Origin of the sequence: Mesorhizobium sp. M0047 (assembly GCF_040323315.1) — a bacterium.
GTDB lineage: Bacteria > Pseudomonadota > Alphaproteobacteria > Rhizobiales > Rhizobiaceae > Mesorhizobium.
Genome location: NZ_JAMYUW010000030.1, coordinates 1 through 14,360 on the forward strand (window position 1 = coordinate 1; position 14,360 = coordinate 14,360).

Below are 14,360 nucleotides of genomic sequence, written 5' to 3' on the forward strand. Positions count from 1 at the left end.
CCCGCTCAGCCACAAACGACTCAAGGCACGATGGGCCGATCAAAACCTGCTTAGCCTCTTTACTCATATGCGATAGCCCTGCCCCCTTGAGGGGGAGATGTCGCCGAAGGCGACAGAGGGGGTCGGTCCGACCGGGCTCGGCCTTCTTCTACCGGAGCAGCTCGAGCCCAGTCGGACCGACCCCCTCTGGCCTGCCGGCCATCTCCCCCTCAAGGGGGGAGATTGGCTAATCACACCAATCCCCGCTTCACCATCATCGCTTCGGGTGACGGCATCTTGCCGCGAAACGCCGTGTAAAGTTCCTCCGGGTCCTTCGAACCCCCGGCGGCATAGATGTTCTTGCGTAGCCGCTCGGCGAGCGCTGGGTTGAAGGGGTCGCCGGTTTCCTCGAAGGCGGCGAAGGCGTCGGCGTCGAGCACTTCCGACCACATGTAGGAGTAATAGCCGGCCGAATAGCCTTCGCCTGAGAAGACATGGCCGAAATGGGGGGTGCGATGGCGCATGGCGATGGTATCAGGCATATCAAACTTTTCGAGCGTTTCGGCTTCGAAACGAAGCGGCTCCTGCGGCGCGTCCGGCCGCGCATGATAGGCCATGTCCATCAAGGCAGAGGCCGTGAATTCGACCGTGGCAAAGCCTGCGCCAAACGTGCGCGCGGCCAGCATCTTGTCGAGCAGCGCCTTGGGCATCGGCTTGCCGGTCTTGACATGCAACGCGTGCTTTTCCAGCACAGCCGGCACGGTCAGCCAGTGCTCGTAGAGCTGCGACGGCAGTTCTACGAAATCGCGGCTGACCGAAGTTCCGGCGACCGACGGCCAGGTGACGTCGGTCAGCATGCCGTGCAGCGCATGGCCGAACTCGTGGAACAGCGTCTTCGCCTCGTCGACCGACAGCAGAGCCGGCTCGCCCACCGGCGGCTTGGCGAAGTTCATGACGTTGTAGATCACCGGTTTCGAGCCGTGGGCGAGCCCATAGCCGGATTGCAGCGCGCTCATCCAGGCGCCGGAGCGCTTTGACGGCCGCGCGAAATAATCGGCGAGGAACAGGCCGCGCTCACTGCCATCGGCATTCCTAACCACGAAGACACGCGCGTCGGGATGCCAGGCGGCGATACCCTTTTTCTCTTCGAAGGTGATGCCGAACAACCGTGTCGCCACGTCGAAGCAGGCGTCGATGATCCGGTCGAGCTGCAAATAGGGTTTCAGTTCGGCCTCGTCGAAGGCGAATTTCTCCGCACGCAGTTTCTCCTGGTAAAAGCGCCAGTCCCAGGCGGCGAATTTTTCATTGCTGCCCACCTGCGTCGCCAGCCGCTGCAGGTCGGTCTTGTCGGCCGCTGCCTTTTCCAGCGCCTTCTCCCACACTGGATCAAGCAGCGCGTGCACCGCCTCCGGCGTCTTGGCCATGGTGTCGTCGAGCTTCAGCGCGGCGAAGGAGCCGTAGCCGAGCAGCTTTGCCTTTTCGGCGCGCAGCTTCAGCATGTCGCGCACTACGGTTGTGTTGTCGGTGGCGCCGCCATTCTGGCCGCGCATGGTGAAGGCGCGGAAAGCGGTCTCGCGCAGGTCGCGGCGTTCGGAGAAGGTCGAGAACGGCTCATAGATCGAGCGCGACAGGGTGACGGCATAGCGGCCCTTCTGGCCGCGCATTTCGGCCGCCTCGGCCATCGAGCTTTTCAGAAAGTCCGGCAGGCCGGCCAGGTCGGCCTCGTCGAGGAACAGCGCCCAGTCGCGCTCGTCGGCAAGCACATTCTGGCCGAAAGTCGTGCCGAGCGAGGACAGCTCCTCGTTGATCTTTGCCAGCCGTTTCTTGCCGTCGGCGTCGAGCTTGGCGCCGGATCGTACAAAACCCTTCCAGGTCTTTTCCAGGACCCGCAGGGTCTCGGCGTCGAGCTTCAGGCTCTCGCGGCGTTGGTAGAGATCGTCGATGCGGGCAAACAGCCTCTCATTCATCGAAATCGCCGAGAAATGCCTGGACATCTTTGGCGAGATGTCGCGCTCCAGGGCCTGGATCGCTTCATTGGTGTGGGCGCCGGCGCGGCACCAGAAGATCGACGAGACACGGTCGAGCGCCTCGCCGCCGAGTTCCAACGCGGCAAGCGTGTTCTCGATGGTCGGCATATCTTCGTTGGCGGCGATCGCTTCGATCTCGGTCTCATGCGCCTTCAGCGCCGCATCGAAGACCGGGGAAAAATCGCCGTCGCCGATGCGCGTGAAATCGGGCAGGCCGAGCGGTCCTTGCCACGCAGTCAGCGGATGGGAGGCGAGGTCGACGGCTTTCGTGGAATGCATGGACGGTCTTTCGCTGGTGAAGGCAGGCAGGGTGGGTCGCTACCGATGTAGGACGCGACCGGCGGACCCGCAATACAGCAGGTGTCCGATATCCGCTTCAAAAGCCGTCGCAGTTCTCGGCGATCGCCGCTTGCGAGCTGACGGTGATGCGGTTGTCGGCCACCGCGAAAGTTTCCTGCATCAGCATGTCGTTGTTGGGAAAGTCGTAGCAGGCGACCACCGTGGTGACGTTGCCTTCGCTCTTCTCGATCCGGTGCCGGATGGAAGTACCGGCAACCGCGCCTTTCCATTCGTTGATCGAGGCGATGAATTCCTGCTTGCTTTGCACAATTCCGAGATCGTCCAGCTTGATGCGGACATCGTCGGAGAGCAGGTCGGACAGCTCGGTGCGGTCGGCGACCAGCAACGCCGAATACCAGCGGCTGATGGTGGCGCGGTCATCGGCGCGGGCGGTAATAGTCGCGATCAGCAGCGCGGCCGCCGTCAAAACGATCGACCTGATATTCACCGCCTTGCGCGCTCTCTTCATCCCAGCTCCGGCCGTTCGAAATCGCCGGTTTCCTTGTTCATCACCCAGAGTTCACCAGTCGAAATGTCGAACCAGGCGCCGTGCAGCGACAGCCGCCCCTTACCCTCGAGGATCGAGACGCACGGAAAGGTCCGGAGATTGGCAATGGAATAGCGGATCGAGATGCGCTCCAGAGCGGTCTGGCGCTCGGTCGCCGTCATGAAGGTGCTGGAGGAGACGGTTTCCGCCGCCGGCGCGATCAGGCTCATCCACTTGCCGATGAAGTCGCCGGGCGACAGCGGTGCGAAATTGGTGTCGAGCGCAGCGCGGATGCCGCCGCAGCGGCCATGGCCCATGACGACGATGTTCTTGACCTTGAGGCTCTGCACGGCGAATTCGAGCGCGGCGGAGGTCGAATGGAATTCGCCGTCAGGCGCGTAGGGCGGCACAAGATTGCCGACGTTGCGCACCACGAAGAGTTCACCAGGTCCGGCGTCGAAGATCGCTTCGGGTGCGGCGCGGGAATCGCAACAGGCAACGATCATCGTCTCCGGCGCCTGGCCTTCGCGGGCGAGCTCGCGATAGCGTCCGCTCTCGGTGAGGTAGCGGCCGCTCATGAAATTGCGATAGCCGGCGAGGAGATGGTCGGGGAGGTGAGGCATGGGCGGCTAAGGCCTTTCCGGGGTTGGAGGCGGCAGCTCGTTGCAGTCGAGACAAGCCTCTAGCGGCAAAAGCCCGTCACGAGCAATGCAGAATTGTAGGAGCTCGTCGTAAAAAGCCAGGCACGAAGCGCGACTCTCGCAGGCACCCTCACGCCCAAATGGCAACCGGTATGCCAACACGATCGATGAGCGGTGGGTCGGGATACGGCCGTGCCTCGCCATCGGCGATGCGGCCGGCGACGAGCATCATCGCCGCCGCGTCAAGGAAGTCATCGGCGGCCGCACCGCGTGGCGGCGGCTGGTCGAGGAAGCCCATCTCATAGCCGTGCCGGCAGAGCAGCGCCTTGCGTTCCGCCATGCCGTCCGGATTGATGCTGCCCTTGATCTTCTTCGGCAGCCGCATGGCCTGATCGCCATTCAGCCGGCAGAAGGCGACCTCCGGATGCGATTCGAACACACGGCCGCGCAAATCGGGCCGCGCAATCAGCAGTGCGTCGATCTCGCGGATCTTGGCAAAAATGCCGAACGCCTGGATCGAAACGCCGCGCGGCGGGTCGGATGTGGCTTTGGCCACCTCGCTTGCCCTGATGTGAGCGGCATACCAGGCTTCGATGGTGGTGAAGTCGCTGGTGTCGGCATAGAGCGCGGCGCGGGACGGGATCGAGAAGACGCTGGATTGGCGTGCCCCAAGCAGCGGGCGCACCAGCGCTTCGGGGCCGCGCCCACCTTTGCTCGAAAATTCGGGCAGCCCGATCGGCATGTCGACAGCAATGACAGCATCGTCGGGGAGCGAGGCAAGTAAGGCAGCGAAGCTTGCAAAGACCGCGACGGAAGCAATCGAACCGGGGTTACGAAGTATCGAACGGGGGTTACGAAGTGTCGAACCGGGGTCGTGCCGGACGGCGATCCAACCGGCCTTGCAGCCGTCGACGCCGACAAGAACGGTCTTAGTCGGTATCACGCCCGGCGGTCCCGCCCTGGATGCGTGAGGTGGCGAAGCTGCACCATTGCCATCGGGTGCGACAGGCTCTGCGCATCGGTTTCGAGCTGCAGTTCGTCGCCGCCGCGCTTGGCGGTGCGCGCCAGGATCTCGTAGACCGCCGCCGTCGTCGACTGCAGCGCCTTGATCGGCGGCTGACCGGACAGGATGCGCGCAAGGTAGACCGCTGCGGTCAGATCGCCCAGGCCATTCGGCGGCTTGTTGATCAGGCGATGCTCGGCCAGCAAGGCCTGGCTGCCATCGAGCATAAGATTGCCGGTACCGCCCGTCATCATCGACGGCGCCGAGGTGACCAGCATGGTCGATGGTCCGGCATGGAGGGCGGCCGCGATCACCGATTTCAGGTCGGGCAAAGGCGCGCCGGCCATCCATTCCAGTTCGTAGCGATTGGGGGTGGCGATGTCGGCGATCGGCATCAGCCGGTCTCGCATGGCGATGGCGGTCGGTTCGGGCACATAGAGGCCGCCCGAATCACCCATCACCGGATCACAGATATAGACGGCGTCAGGCGTCCTTGCCTTCACCGCGGCGACCAGCGAGGCGACCGCCTCGGCCTGGCCGGCCTCGCCGAGATAGCCGGATAGCACGGCGCCGACCTCACCCAGCCACGGCGCGCGCTCCAGATCGGCCATCAAAGCCTTGAACTGGTTGAGCGGCGGCACGATGCGCGTCGCCCTCCCATGGCCGGGATGCCAGGGCAGGATGACCGTCGGTACTGCCCAGACCGGGAAGCCCAGCGTCTCCAGCGCGAACACGGCGGCGCGATTGCCGACCGAGCCGCGCGCGACATGGCTGGAAATGACGATGACCGCACGCGGCGCGTCGGTTTGTTCGGCGCTCATTGTTGCTTGATTCCTAACTGCCCCGGATGACGTAAAGCACGAGCCAGACCATCAGGCCCAGCGCCAGCAGCAGGCCAAGTGTCCGGCCAATGCGGGTGCCCCAGACTTCGATCGGATCGGCACGATCGGCATCGGCCGCGGTGACGTGATCGTGCATGCCTTTCGTGGCCCGCGCGACAAACGAGTTGCCGGCCGGATCCGTCTCTTGGGCAACGCGCTCGAGGATGCGGCGCGATTCCTTCTCGCTGTCCTGGCGTTCCGCCATGGTGATGTCCTGTTTCGACAGGACCTTACCGCGTTCGCCTTGCCAATTACAGGGCCTTGCGGCTGACGGTAACGTGTCGATAACCGTGCCCGCCGAGGTCATTTTCTTGTGTGCCGATTGTGGTAATGCTTCGCACGCAACTTCTACCGAGGGACCCCTTCATGTTTGCCCAGCGCATTGCCCCGCCGTCCATGTTCCGCACGCTTCCTGCCATCCTGATGATGGCGATCGTGCTGCCGCTGCTTGCCGGCTGCGGTTACAACACCATCCCGACGGCAGAGGAAAACGCCAAGGCGGCATGGAGCGAGGTGCTGAACCAGTATCAACGCCGCGCCGACCTCATCCCCAACCTGGTCGAGACGGTCAAGGGCTATGCCTCTCACGAAAAGGACACGCTCGATGCGGTCGTCGAAGCCCGCGCCAAGGCCACCCAGATCACGGTGACGCCGGAAACGTTGAACAATCCTGAAGCGTTCAAGAAGTTCCAGGACAGCCAGGCCGGCCTGACCAGCGCACTGTCGCGGCTCTTGGCTGTGGTCGAGAACTATCCCGACCTCAAGGCCAACCAGAATTTCCTGGCGCTGCAGGCGCAGCTTGAAGGCACCGAAAACCGCATCGCGGTGGCGCGGCGCGACTACATCCTGGCGGTGAAGGAATACAATCTGACGCTGAGGACCTTCCCCTCGGTGCTGTGGGCGACCTTCTGGTTCCGCAGCAACCAGCCCTTCGCCAATTTCACCATCGAAGACGACAAGCTACTGACGCCGAAGGTCGATTTCGGCACGAAGCAGGGCGGGTGATCGTCGACTGCCATCGGAATAAATCTCGCGAAATCACGGACTGCTGGCGTGCAAACACCCCCCTCTGTCCTGCCGGACATCTCCCCCTCAAGGGGGGAGATTGGCAGTTTCGAGCGCATTGCTCATCCTTCTGCGTCGGTGATTGGCGAAGGCCGGTGTGACGTCCAATCTCCCCCCTTGAGGGGGAGATGTCCGGCAGGACAGAGGAGGGCGCCGCGGAACACCTACCTTTCCTTTCTTAGCCTTCTTGCCAGCCTCTTCTTCCTCCCCATCACCGCCTTCGCCGCCGAACTTCCCGCTCTGACCGGCCGTGTCGTCGACAATGCCGGCATCATCGATGCGGCGACGAAGGCGGCGCTGACGCAGAAGCTTGCCGATTTCGAGACGAAAGGCTCGGATCAGATCGTCGTCGCGACGATTCCCAGCCTCGATGGCGAAGAGATCGAACCTTACGCCAACCGGCTGTTTCGCTTCTGGAAACTCGGCCAGGCGAAGGAAAACAATGGCGTGCTTCTGTTGGTGGCGAAAAATGACCGCAAGATGCGCATCGAGGTCGGCTACGGGCTGGAAGGCACGCTGACGGACCTGCACACCAAGCTGATCATCGAAAACGACATGGTGCCGGCCTTTCGCGCCGGCGATTTCTCCGGCGGCATAGAAAAGGCCGTCGACGACATGATCATGGTGCTGGAAGGCAATCCGGAGGAATTGGAAGCGCGGGGCAAGCGCAACCAGCAGGCGCCCTTCAATTCCGATGACCTGTTCTTCGGCGTCTTCATCAGCATCTGGGCGATCATCTTCTTCGGCAGCATCGCGGCTTCGGTCCTGCCGCCGATCTTCGGCCAGAAGCTTGGGCCCGGCCGCTATCGCTGGCTCGGCATGACTTTCGAGCCACACCGGCGGTCCTCCGGTGGCGGCTGGTCGTCGGGAGGTTCCGGCGGTGGCTGGTCCTCGGGCGGCGGCGGGTTTTCCGGCGGCGGTGGCTCATCCGGTGGGGGCGGTTCTTCAGGAAGCTGGTGAGACAGATCATGGCGACACGACCAATCAGCCCGCAGGATCATGAGCGCATCGCAACCGCGATCCGCGCCGCCGAGGAGAAGACCGACGGCGAAATCTACTGCGTCGTGGCGCACGCCAGCGATGGGTATTTCTTCCCGGCTGCCTTCATGGCGACAGTATGCATGCTGATCGTCAGTCTGGCCGTCGGCTATGGACTGGAAGCCTGGTGGCTGTCGATCCGGCTGCCGCATTTTGTCCTTGCCCAGCTTCTGGCGCTTGCCAGCGTGCTGGCGATGTTGTGGGCGATGCCCGGCCTGCGCATCCATCTGGTGCCAAGGCGGCTGCGCTACCAGGCCGCGCACGCTAACGCGGTCAAGCAGTTCCTCGCCCGCAACGTCCACCGCACCACGGCGCGCACCGGGGTGTTGATCTTCGTCTCGATCGCAGAACGCTATGCCGAAGTGGTCGCCGATTCGGGCATCGACGCCAAGGTCGGCCAGCCTGTCTGGGATGGCGTCGTGCGCGACCTTACCGCGCATGCCAGCGACGACCGCCTTGCCGACGGCTTCGTCAAGGCCATCGAGCAGGTGGGGGCGGTTCTTGCCGAGCATTTCCCGGTCACGTTGGGCGACAGCAACGAGTTGGACGATCATCTCGTAGAGATTTGAGCCCTTTCCACAGAGACATTGAAGGCCTCACCAAGGCGATGATCGCCTGTGAGAAAGCCTGCGGCGGGCCGCCCGGACTCTTGCAATCGGGCGATGCGGGTTTATGGTTAACAAATCATGAATACGCTGACGATCGACATCAGGAAGGCCGACCCGCGCGATGCCAGTGCCATCGCCGAGGTGCATCTGGAGGCATGGCGCGGTGCCTATTCCGGCATTATTCCGCACCGCACCCTGACATCGATGATCAACCGACGCGGCGCCGACTGGTGGGCGAATGCGATTCGCCGCGCCGCCACAGTTCTGGTCGTGGAGATCGGCGGCAAGGTCGCCGGCTATGCGACGATCGGCAAGAACCGCGCCCGAGAGCTCAAGCAGCAAGGCGAAATCTACGAATTGTACCTGCGCCCGGAATATCAGGGCATCGGGCTCGGCAGTCGCCTGTTCGCGGCAGCCAGGGCCCGTCTGGCCGATCACGGGCTGAAAGGCATGGTGGTTTGGGCGTTGGAAGACAACCAGAACGCGCTCGCCTTCTATGCCAGCGCCGGCGGACGCGATGTCGCCGAAGGCGTCGAGATCTTCGAGCAGAAGGCGCTGAAGAAGGTCGCTTTCGTCTGGGAATGACACCTCGGCCTTTCCGGCCGTCCGCGTGTTCCGATCGGATCCTAGGCACCATTCGCCGCATTGCACCATGGCGCGCCGCCCGCTATCGATCTTTTATCGAGAGAGGGACAAAGCCATGCGCATAGAAGCCATCGCCAGTGGAAAGAATCCGCCTGAGGACGTCAACGTCATCATCGAGGTGCCGATCGGCGGCGAGCCGATCAAGTATGAGATGGACAAGGAGGCCGGCACGCTGTTCGTCGACCGCTTCCTGCACACCTCGATGCGCTACCCCGGCAATTACGGCTTCGTGCCGCACACGCTGTCGGGCGACGGCGATCCGATCGACGTGCTGGTCTGCAACACGCGCGCGCTGGTGCCGGGCTGCGTCATCAACGTGCGGCCGATCGGCGTGCTGATCATGGAAGACAATGCCGGCCAGGACGAGAAGATCATCGCCGTGCCGTCACCGAAGCTGACGCTGCGTTACGAGAACGTCACCGAATACACCCAGCTGCCCGACATCACCCGCCAGCAGGTGCAGCACTTCTTCGAGCACTACAAGGATCTCGAGCCCGGCAAATGGGTCAAGATCGAAGGCTGGCACGATTCCAAATATGCCAGGAAGATGATCGTCGACGCGATCGAGCGGGCCAAGGCGAGCAAGTAACCGCGCTTCGTCATCCTCGGGCTTGGCCCGAGGATCGATGCCGTGAAGCTAGCCGAACTTCGCGGCGGAACAGATTCCGCGGATCGTGTCGTTGCGCTCCTTGCCCCGCCCGTGGATGACGAAGCTACGGGCGCGATGGCCAATTCCCACCGTGTCAGTTGTCGACCCGGCCGAAAGCCGGCACGTTGCCGATGACGGTGTGCCTGTCCTTGCCGCAGGCGAAGGTTCGCGCCTTGTCGTCGGCAAGCTTGCGCGCCTGATCGTTGGCGGCGGGGTTGCCGGTGGCCAGCACCAGGCCGATCGTGCAGCCGTCGCGGGCCTCCATCTGGCCGACTTTGGCGACGAGCAACACTTCGGTCGACTTTTTTTCGTCATCCGGGTTGCTGATCGTGCGGCGATGGATGACGGCAAAGGGCACTGCGGTCTCGCCCTTGGTCTCGACGCGCCATTCGATCTTGGCTCCGGATGAATTGAAACCGGAAAAGCTCTCCCAGACGGTCGTCATGTCGCCACCGGGCGGAAAACCGTAGAACAGCGATTCACGAGCATCGTCATAGGCAATCAGCACAGGATAGCCGCGGTAGCCCGAACAGGCGAGGTCGGCCCAGTCGCCGTCGCCTTCCTCGGCCTGCGCGTAAGTCACGCAGTCCTTCTTCGAGTCGAGATCGGTGTAGGCGCTTGCAATGCCGTCGGCGTGTGCGGCCTGGCAGAAGCCCGCGAGAGTGAGCAGAATCAGCAGGCTGCGCATCGCGGACACTCCGTTGCAGGCCATCGCAGCGTAGCGCCAAATGCTATTTCTTCAAGCTGGCTTCAATCAGCAGATCGGCGTTGCGGGCGACCGCTTTTGCCGGACCGCCGAGCCCGAACAACTGACCGCTGATATAGGCGCCCTCGATCAGGAGCAGCAGGCCGTCGCCGAGCGTGTCAGGGTCTTGGGCGCCCATCGCAACCGCCATGGCGCGCAGGCGGCGGCGCAGTTCCTGCTTGTTGGCCTCGCTGACCACGCGGGCCGGATGGCTGTGATCGGGATATTCGACCGCCGCATTGGTCATGCCGCAGCCGCGATAGTCCGCCACTTGCGTTCGCTTGCCGATGCGGGTCAGGAAGGCCTTGATCTGCGCGCGCGGGTCGCCGGGATGAGCGGCGACAGCCTCATCGAAACGCTCCCAGTATTCACGGTCGTATTGCCTGAGATAGGAAGCGGCCAGTTCATCCTTGGAGGGGAAGCTGCGATAGAGGCTGGGCTTGGTGACGCCGGCGCGTTTGACGATCTCGTCGACGCCGATCGCCCTGATGCCGCGCCGGTAGAACAGATCATAGGCGACATCGAGAATCTTCTTGGCGGCTTTCGGCGGCGCCGACGCATGACCGTCGCTGATGGTCAGATCAATATTTTTGTCCGTTGGCATCGTGTGACTCGATTGACAATGTTACCGATCGGTACGTATACCTGTTCCCACCCTGCAACGTACCGGTCAGTAACATGATAACTCAATCTCGTCCCTTTGGCCAGCGCTACGCCTTCGTCGTGGTTGGCATCATCTTTCTCTGCCTGCTGGTCGCGGCCGGCCTGCGGTCCGCACCCGCCGTCATGATGCTGCCGCTGGAGAACAGCTTTGGCTGGCGGCGAGACGTCATCTCGCTGGCTGCTGGTGTCGGCATCCTGCTTTACGGTCTCACCGGTCCGTTTGCCGCGGCCCTGATGGAGCGCATCGGGCTGCGCCGCACGCTGCTCGCCTCCCTGATGGTGATGTCAGGCTCCACCGCGCTCAGCCTGCTGATGACCAAGCCCTGGCATCTGTTCATCACCTGGGGCGTGTTCTCGGGCATTGGTTCCGGCGCTGTCGCCAGCGTGCTCGGCGCCACCATCGTCAATCGCTGGTTCAAGACCAATCGCGGCCTTGTCATGGGACTGATGTCGGCCTCAAGCGCCTCTGGCATGCTGGTGTTCCTGCCGATGATCGCCGCGCTGGCGCAGTCGGGTGGCTGGCAGCCGGTCGTCATTGCGGTGGCGATCGCCACCGCGGCCCTGATACCGCTGGTCTGGCTGCTGGTGCCGGAACGGCCGGCCTCGATCGGCATGGTGCGCTACGGCGCCGAGGCCGACGACGTGCCGCCGGCTCCGCCCGCGTCACAGGGCAATTTCCTCGCGCATACGTTCTCGACGTTGCGCCGCGCCGCCGGCACGAGGGTATTCTGGTATCTGTTCGCCACCTTCTTCGTCTGCGGCTTCACCACCAACGGGCTGGTCGGCACTCATCTGATCGCGTTCTGCGGCGACATGGGCATCGGCGAGGTGCAGGCCGCCGGCCTGCTGTCGATGATGGGCATTTTCGACCTGATCGGCACGACACTGTCGGGCTGGCTTACCGACCGCTACGACCCGCGCAAGCTGCTTGGCGTCTATTACGGCATTCGTGGCCTGTCGCTGATCTATCTGCCCTATTCCGGCTTCTCGGCGACCAGCCTGATCATCTTCGCGGTGCTCTACGGCCTCGACTGGATCGCCACCGTGCCGCCGACGCTGAGGCTCGCCAACGAGGCGTTCGGCGATCGCAGCGGACCGATCGTATTCGGCTGGATCGTCGCCGGCCACCAGATCGGTGCGGCCACCGCCGCCGCTTTCGGCGGCACCATGCGCGAGCTGCAAGGCAACTACGAACTGGCCTTCCTGATTGCCGGCATGACGGCAATTGCCGCGGCGTGTATCTCGCTGCTGATCAATACAAGCCGGCCAGCGTTTGAACCGGAGCCGAGAGCGGCTTAGCCGCGACGGCGGAGCGCTAATCTCCCCCCTTGAGGGGAGATGGCCGCGAAGCGGCCAGAGGGGGTCGGTCCGACCGGGCTCTGCCTCCTGGTGCAGATGGAGGTCGGCGCTCTATGCGCGGCGACCCCCTCTGTCGCCTTCGGCGACATCTCCCCCTCGAGGGGGGAGATCACCCTGTTCACTGTTATCAAACCTTCATCATCCCGAGATGCGCCTGAAACATTGACGCTGGATCCTGGTGGCACCGTTCAAGCCATCCAGGAAACAGCCATGAACAAGCTTTCGATGACCCGCCGCGCCTTCGTCACGTCCGCCAGCGCCGTTGGCCTGGCCGGCGTTTCGAGCCTGGCACTGCCATACTATTCGCGCGCCAATCAGCGGCCGGCCTTCACCCATGGCGTCCAGTCGGGCGATGTCGACGCCACCAGCGGCATGGTTTGGACGCGCACCGACCGCCCGTCGCGCGTCATGTTCGAGGTGTCGTCGACGGAGAATTTCGCCAATGCGACGCGCCTGGCACCGCTCGATACGTCGCCGGCCAGCGATTACACCGTCAAACGGCTGCTCACCGACCTCGCTTCCGACCAGGACATCTTCTACCGCATGACATCAGCCGATCTCGCCGACATCAACGCCGTTTCGGAGCCTATCACCGGCCGCTTCAGGACGGCGCCGGCCTCGAAGCGCGACATCCGCTTTGCCTGGTCGGGCGACACGGCCGGCCAGGGCTGGGGCATCGACGAGACCGGCATGAAGACCTACGCCACGATCGGCAGGCATACGCCCGATTTCTTCCTGCACTCGGGCGACACCATCTATGCCGACGGCGCCATGAAGGACGAGGTCGACCTGCCCGGTGGCGGCAAGTGGAAGAACGTCGTGCTGATCGACGGCAAGCGCAAGGTCGCCGAGACGCTGGACGAATACCGGGACCAGTGGAAATACAACATGATGGACCGGAACGTGCTCGGCTTGAGCGCCATCTGCCCGACCTTCTACCAGTGGGACGACCACGAAGTTCTGAACAACTGGTCGGATTCGAAGAATCTCAGCGCCGACAATCGCTATACGGAGAAATCCATTCACGTGCTGGCGGCCCGCGCGGCGCGCGCCTTCCATGAGATGACGACGATCCGCTATGAACCCTCCGAGCCCGGCCGTGTCTATCGCAAGATCGCTTACGGGCCGCTGCTCGACGTGTTCTTTCTCGATATGCGGTCCTATCGCGGCCCCAACGGTCCGGACATGCAGGATGAGATGACCCCGCAATCGCGCATGCTGGGCGAACAGCAGACGAAATGGCTGAAGCGCGAGCTGGCGAATTCGAAGGCGACCTGGAAAATCATCGCCGCGGACATGCCGCTCGGCCTCGTCGTCTGGGATGACGGCACCAAGAAGGTCGGCGCCGAAGCGGTCAGCAATGGCGATAACGGGTTGCCAAAGGGACGCGAGCTCGAGATCGCCGACCTGCTGCGCTTCATCAAAAACGCCGGCATCAGCAACACAGTCTGGCTGACCGCCGACGTGCATTACACGGCCGCCCACCATTACAACCCGGACAAGGCGCAGTTCCAGGATTTCAATCCGTTCTGGGAATTCGTCTCGGGCCCGATCCACGCCGGAACGTTCGGCCCCAACGATTTTGACATGACATTCGGGCCGGAGCTAAAGTTCATCAAGGCGCCGACTGCCGAACAGGGTCAGAACCTGCCGCCATCGGCGGGCCTGCAATTCTTCGGGCTGGTCGACATTTCAGGCGCCAGCGAGCAGATGACGGTGCGGCTGATGGATCGCGACGACAACGAACTCTACAAGGTGACGCTCGACCCGGTGCGGTCGGCATAAACGCACTTTTCACCCTCCCTCTCGTGGGGAGGGTCGACGCGGCGGCTTCGCGAAGCGAAGCTGGCGAGACGGGGCGGGGGTGAAGCGCCGTCTTAGTCCGGGTAGCAGACCATCGGAATGTTCGGCCAGACGGCGTTGTCGCAGTTGGCGGTGTCCTGCCGCTGCTTGAAGGAGGCGCTGACCGGGCCGGTCACCATCGGGTCGACACCGTCGGGTGCGTCGGCGAAGACCTGCTCGGCTGTCTGCGTGCCGGACTGCGCAACCGGGCGCGTCTCGCGCAGCGTCGCAGCCGACTGCGCGGCGTTGGCGGCCAGCAGGATTGCAAAGGCTGCGGATGCGATGAGCGGCCAAAATCGGTTGAGTCTATCTGTCATGATCTTCGAACTGCCCGGGCCCGGAAAGGTTCCCGCCTTGGTTAACGGAATCATCTCACACGCAGATGCTTA

16 protein-coding genes are annotated in these 14,360 nt (G+C 63.3%); 7 read left to right on the forward strand and 9 right to left on the reverse strand.

The genetic code is table 11. The features are described from left to right. Positions 1–230 precede the first annotated feature (230 nt). From NKJ89_RS24390 to NKJ89_RS24415, 6 genes are all read right to left on the reverse strand, one after another. Positions 231–2,285 carry a M3 family metallopeptidase gene (locus NKJ89_RS24390; RefSeq protein WP_352606255.1) on the reverse strand — a complete coding sequence of 685 codons (2,055 nt, stop codon included), beginning with the start codon at positions 2,283–2,285 and terminating at the stop codon, positions 231–233. 97 nt (positions 2,286–2,382) lie between these two features. Next, on the reverse strand, positions 2,383–2,814 hold the full coding sequence (locus NKJ89_RS24395; protein ID WP_352606257.1) for a nuclear transport factor 2 family protein: 432 nt from the start codon (positions 2,812–2,814) through the stop codon (positions 2,383–2,385). Continuing rightward, entirely contained in the window at positions 2,811–3,455 is a 645-nt protein-coding gene (locus NKJ89_RS24400; RefSeq protein WP_023760861.1) for a carbonic anhydrase, read from the reverse strand. The genes NKJ89_RS24395 and NKJ89_RS24400 overlap by 4 nt, the downstream gene beginning before the upstream one ends. Before the next feature lie 148 nt (positions 3,456–3,603). Then, complete coding sequence (locus NKJ89_RS24405) at positions 3,604–4,416, reverse strand: DUF429 domain-containing protein (protein ID WP_352606259.1); 813 nt, start codon at positions 4,414–4,416, stop codon at positions 3,604–3,606. Continuing rightward, the gene (pdxY, locus tag NKJ89_RS24410) at positions 4,413–5,297 is read right to left on the reverse strand and encodes a pyridoxal kinase PdxY (protein ID WP_352606261.1); all 885 of its coding nucleotides are present in this window, start codon (positions 5,295–5,297) and stop codon (positions 4,413–4,415) included. Before pdxY ends, NKJ89_RS24405 begins: the two co-directional genes overlap by 4 nt. A 13-nt stretch (positions 5,298–5,310) precedes the next feature. Next, positions 5,311–5,562 (reverse strand): hypothetical protein, encoded by a 252-nt coding sequence (locus NKJ89_RS24415; protein ID WP_023760858.1) that lies wholly within the window; start codon positions 5,560–5,562, stop codon positions 5,311–5,313. A gap of 161 nt (positions 5,563–5,723) precedes the next feature. On the opposite strand from NKJ89_RS24415, the gene NKJ89_RS24420 reads away from it, so the two are divergent. From NKJ89_RS24420 to ppa, 5 genes are all read left to right on the forward strand, one after another. Further along, complete coding sequence (locus tag NKJ89_RS24420; protein ID WP_352606263.1) at positions 5,724–6,362, forward strand: LemA family protein; 639 nt, start codon at positions 5,724–5,726, stop codon at positions 6,360–6,362. Between the two features lie 177 nt (positions 6,363–6,539). Beyond that, positions 6,540–7,382, forward strand: a complete 843-nt coding sequence (locus NKJ89_RS24425; RefSeq protein WP_352606265.1) for a TPM domain-containing protein — start codon at positions 6,540–6,542, stop codon at positions 7,380–7,382. Between the two features lie 8 nt (positions 7,383–7,390). Further along, positions 7,391–8,029, forward strand: a complete 639-nt coding sequence (locus tag NKJ89_RS24430; RefSeq protein ID WP_352606267.1) for a TPM domain-containing protein — start codon at positions 7,391–7,393, stop codon at positions 8,027–8,029. Positions 8,030–8,146: 117 nt separating this feature from the next. Beyond that, positions 8,147–8,653, forward strand: a complete 507-nt coding sequence (locus NKJ89_RS24435) for a GNAT family N-acetyltransferase (protein ID WP_023760854.1) — start codon at positions 8,147–8,149, stop codon at positions 8,651–8,653. A gap of 115 nt (positions 8,654–8,768) precedes the next feature. After that, positions 8,769–9,302, forward strand: coding sequence for an inorganic diphosphatase (ppa, locus tag NKJ89_RS24440; protein WP_023760853.1), 534 nt, complete (start codon positions 8,769–8,771; stop codon positions 9,300–9,302). 154 nt (positions 9,303–9,456) lie between these two features. On the opposite strand, the gene NKJ89_RS24445 is transcribed toward ppa, so the two are convergent. Together NKJ89_RS24445 and NKJ89_RS24450 are read right to left on the reverse strand one after the other, a co-directional pair. Then, on the reverse strand, positions 9,457–10,050 hold the full coding sequence (locus NKJ89_RS24445; RefSeq protein WP_023760852.1) for a hypothetical protein: 594 nt from the start codon (positions 10,048–10,050) through the stop codon (positions 9,457–9,459). A 43-nt stretch (positions 10,051–10,093) separates the two neighbouring features. Further along, entirely contained in the window at positions 10,094–10,711 is a 618-nt protein-coding gene (locus tag NKJ89_RS24450) for a TetR/AcrR family transcriptional regulator (RefSeq protein ID WP_352606269.1), read from the reverse strand. A gap of 74 nt (positions 10,712–10,785) precedes the next feature. Between NKJ89_RS24450 and NKJ89_RS24455 the strand changes: the two genes are divergently transcribed. Then, positions 10,786–12,069 (forward strand): MFS transporter, encoded by a 1,284-nt coding sequence (locus NKJ89_RS24455; RefSeq protein ID WP_352606271.1) that lies wholly within the window; start codon positions 10,786–10,788, stop codon positions 12,067–12,069. A gap of 270 nt (positions 12,070–12,339) precedes the next feature. Then, a complete protein-coding gene (locus NKJ89_RS24460) occupies positions 12,340–13,914 on the forward strand; it encodes an alkaline phosphatase D family protein (protein WP_352606273.1) in 1,575 nt (524 codons plus the stop codon). A 92-nt stretch (positions 13,915–14,006) separates the two neighbouring features. Here the strand turns inward: NKJ89_RS24460 and NKJ89_RS24465 are convergent, their stop codons facing one another. Next, a complete protein-coding gene (locus NKJ89_RS24465) occupies positions 14,007–14,288 on the reverse strand; it encodes a hypothetical protein (protein ID WP_352606275.1) in 282 nt (93 codons plus the stop codon). Between the last annotated feature and the right edge of the window lie 72 nt (positions 14,289–14,360).

What these genes read in the sequence shown, in the direction of transcription:
- NKJ89_RS24395 (WP_352606257.1), bottom strand. Translation starts at nt 2,814, where the DNA reads ATGAAGAGAGCGCGCAAGGCGGTGAATATCAGGTCGATCGTTTTGACG.
- NKJ89_RS24435 (WP_023760854.1), top strand. Translation starts at nt 8,147, where the DNA reads ATGAATACGCTGACGATCGACATCAGGAAGGCCGACCCGCGCGATGCC.
- NKJ89_RS24465 (WP_352606275.1), bottom strand. Translation starts at nt 14,288, where the DNA reads ATGACAGATAGACTCAACCGATTTTGGCCGCTCATCGCATCCGCAGCC.
- NKJ89_RS24415 (WP_023760858.1), bottom strand. Translation starts at nt 5,562, where the DNA reads ATGGCGGAACGCCAGGACAGCGAGAAGGAATCGCGCCGCATCCTCGAG.
- NKJ89_RS24430 (WP_352606267.1), top strand. Translation starts at nt 7,391, where the DNA reads ATGGCGACACGACCAATCAGCCCGCAGGATCATGAGCGCATCGCAACC.
- NKJ89_RS24390 (WP_352606255.1), bottom strand. Translation starts at nt 2,285, where the DNA reads ATGCATTCCACGAAAGCCGTCGACCTCGCCTCCCATCCGCTGACTGCG.
- NKJ89_RS24460 (WP_352606273.1), top strand. Translation starts at nt 12,340, where the DNA reads ATGAACAAGCTTTCGATGACCCGCCGCGCCTTCGTCACGTCCGCCAGC.
- pdxY (WP_352606261.1), bottom strand. Translation starts at nt 5,297, where the DNA reads ATGAGCGCCGAACAAACCGACGCGCCGCGTGCGGTCATCGTCATTTCC.
- ppa (WP_023760853.1), top strand. Translation starts at nt 8,769, where the DNA reads ATGCGCATAGAAGCCATCGCCAGTGGAAAGAATCCGCCTGAGGACGTC.
- NKJ89_RS24420 (WP_352606263.1), top strand. Translation starts at nt 5,724, where the DNA reads ATGTTTGCCCAGCGCATTGCCCCGCCGTCCATGTTCCGCACGCTTCCT.
- NKJ89_RS24455 (WP_352606271.1), top strand. Translation starts at nt 10,786, where the DNA reads ATGATAACTCAATCTCGTCCCTTTGGCCAGCGCTACGCCTTCGTCGTG.
- NKJ89_RS24445 (WP_023760852.1), bottom strand. Translation starts at nt 10,050, where the DNA reads ATGCGCAGCCTGCTGATTCTGCTCACTCTCGCGGGCTTCTGCCAGGCC.
- NKJ89_RS24450 (WP_352606269.1), bottom strand. Translation starts at nt 10,711, where the DNA reads ATGCCAACGGACAAAAATATTGATCTGACCATCAGCGACGGTCATGCG.
- NKJ89_RS24400 (WP_023760861.1), bottom strand. Translation starts at nt 3,455, where the DNA reads ATGCCTCACCTCCCCGACCATCTCCTCGCCGGCTATCGCAATTTCATG.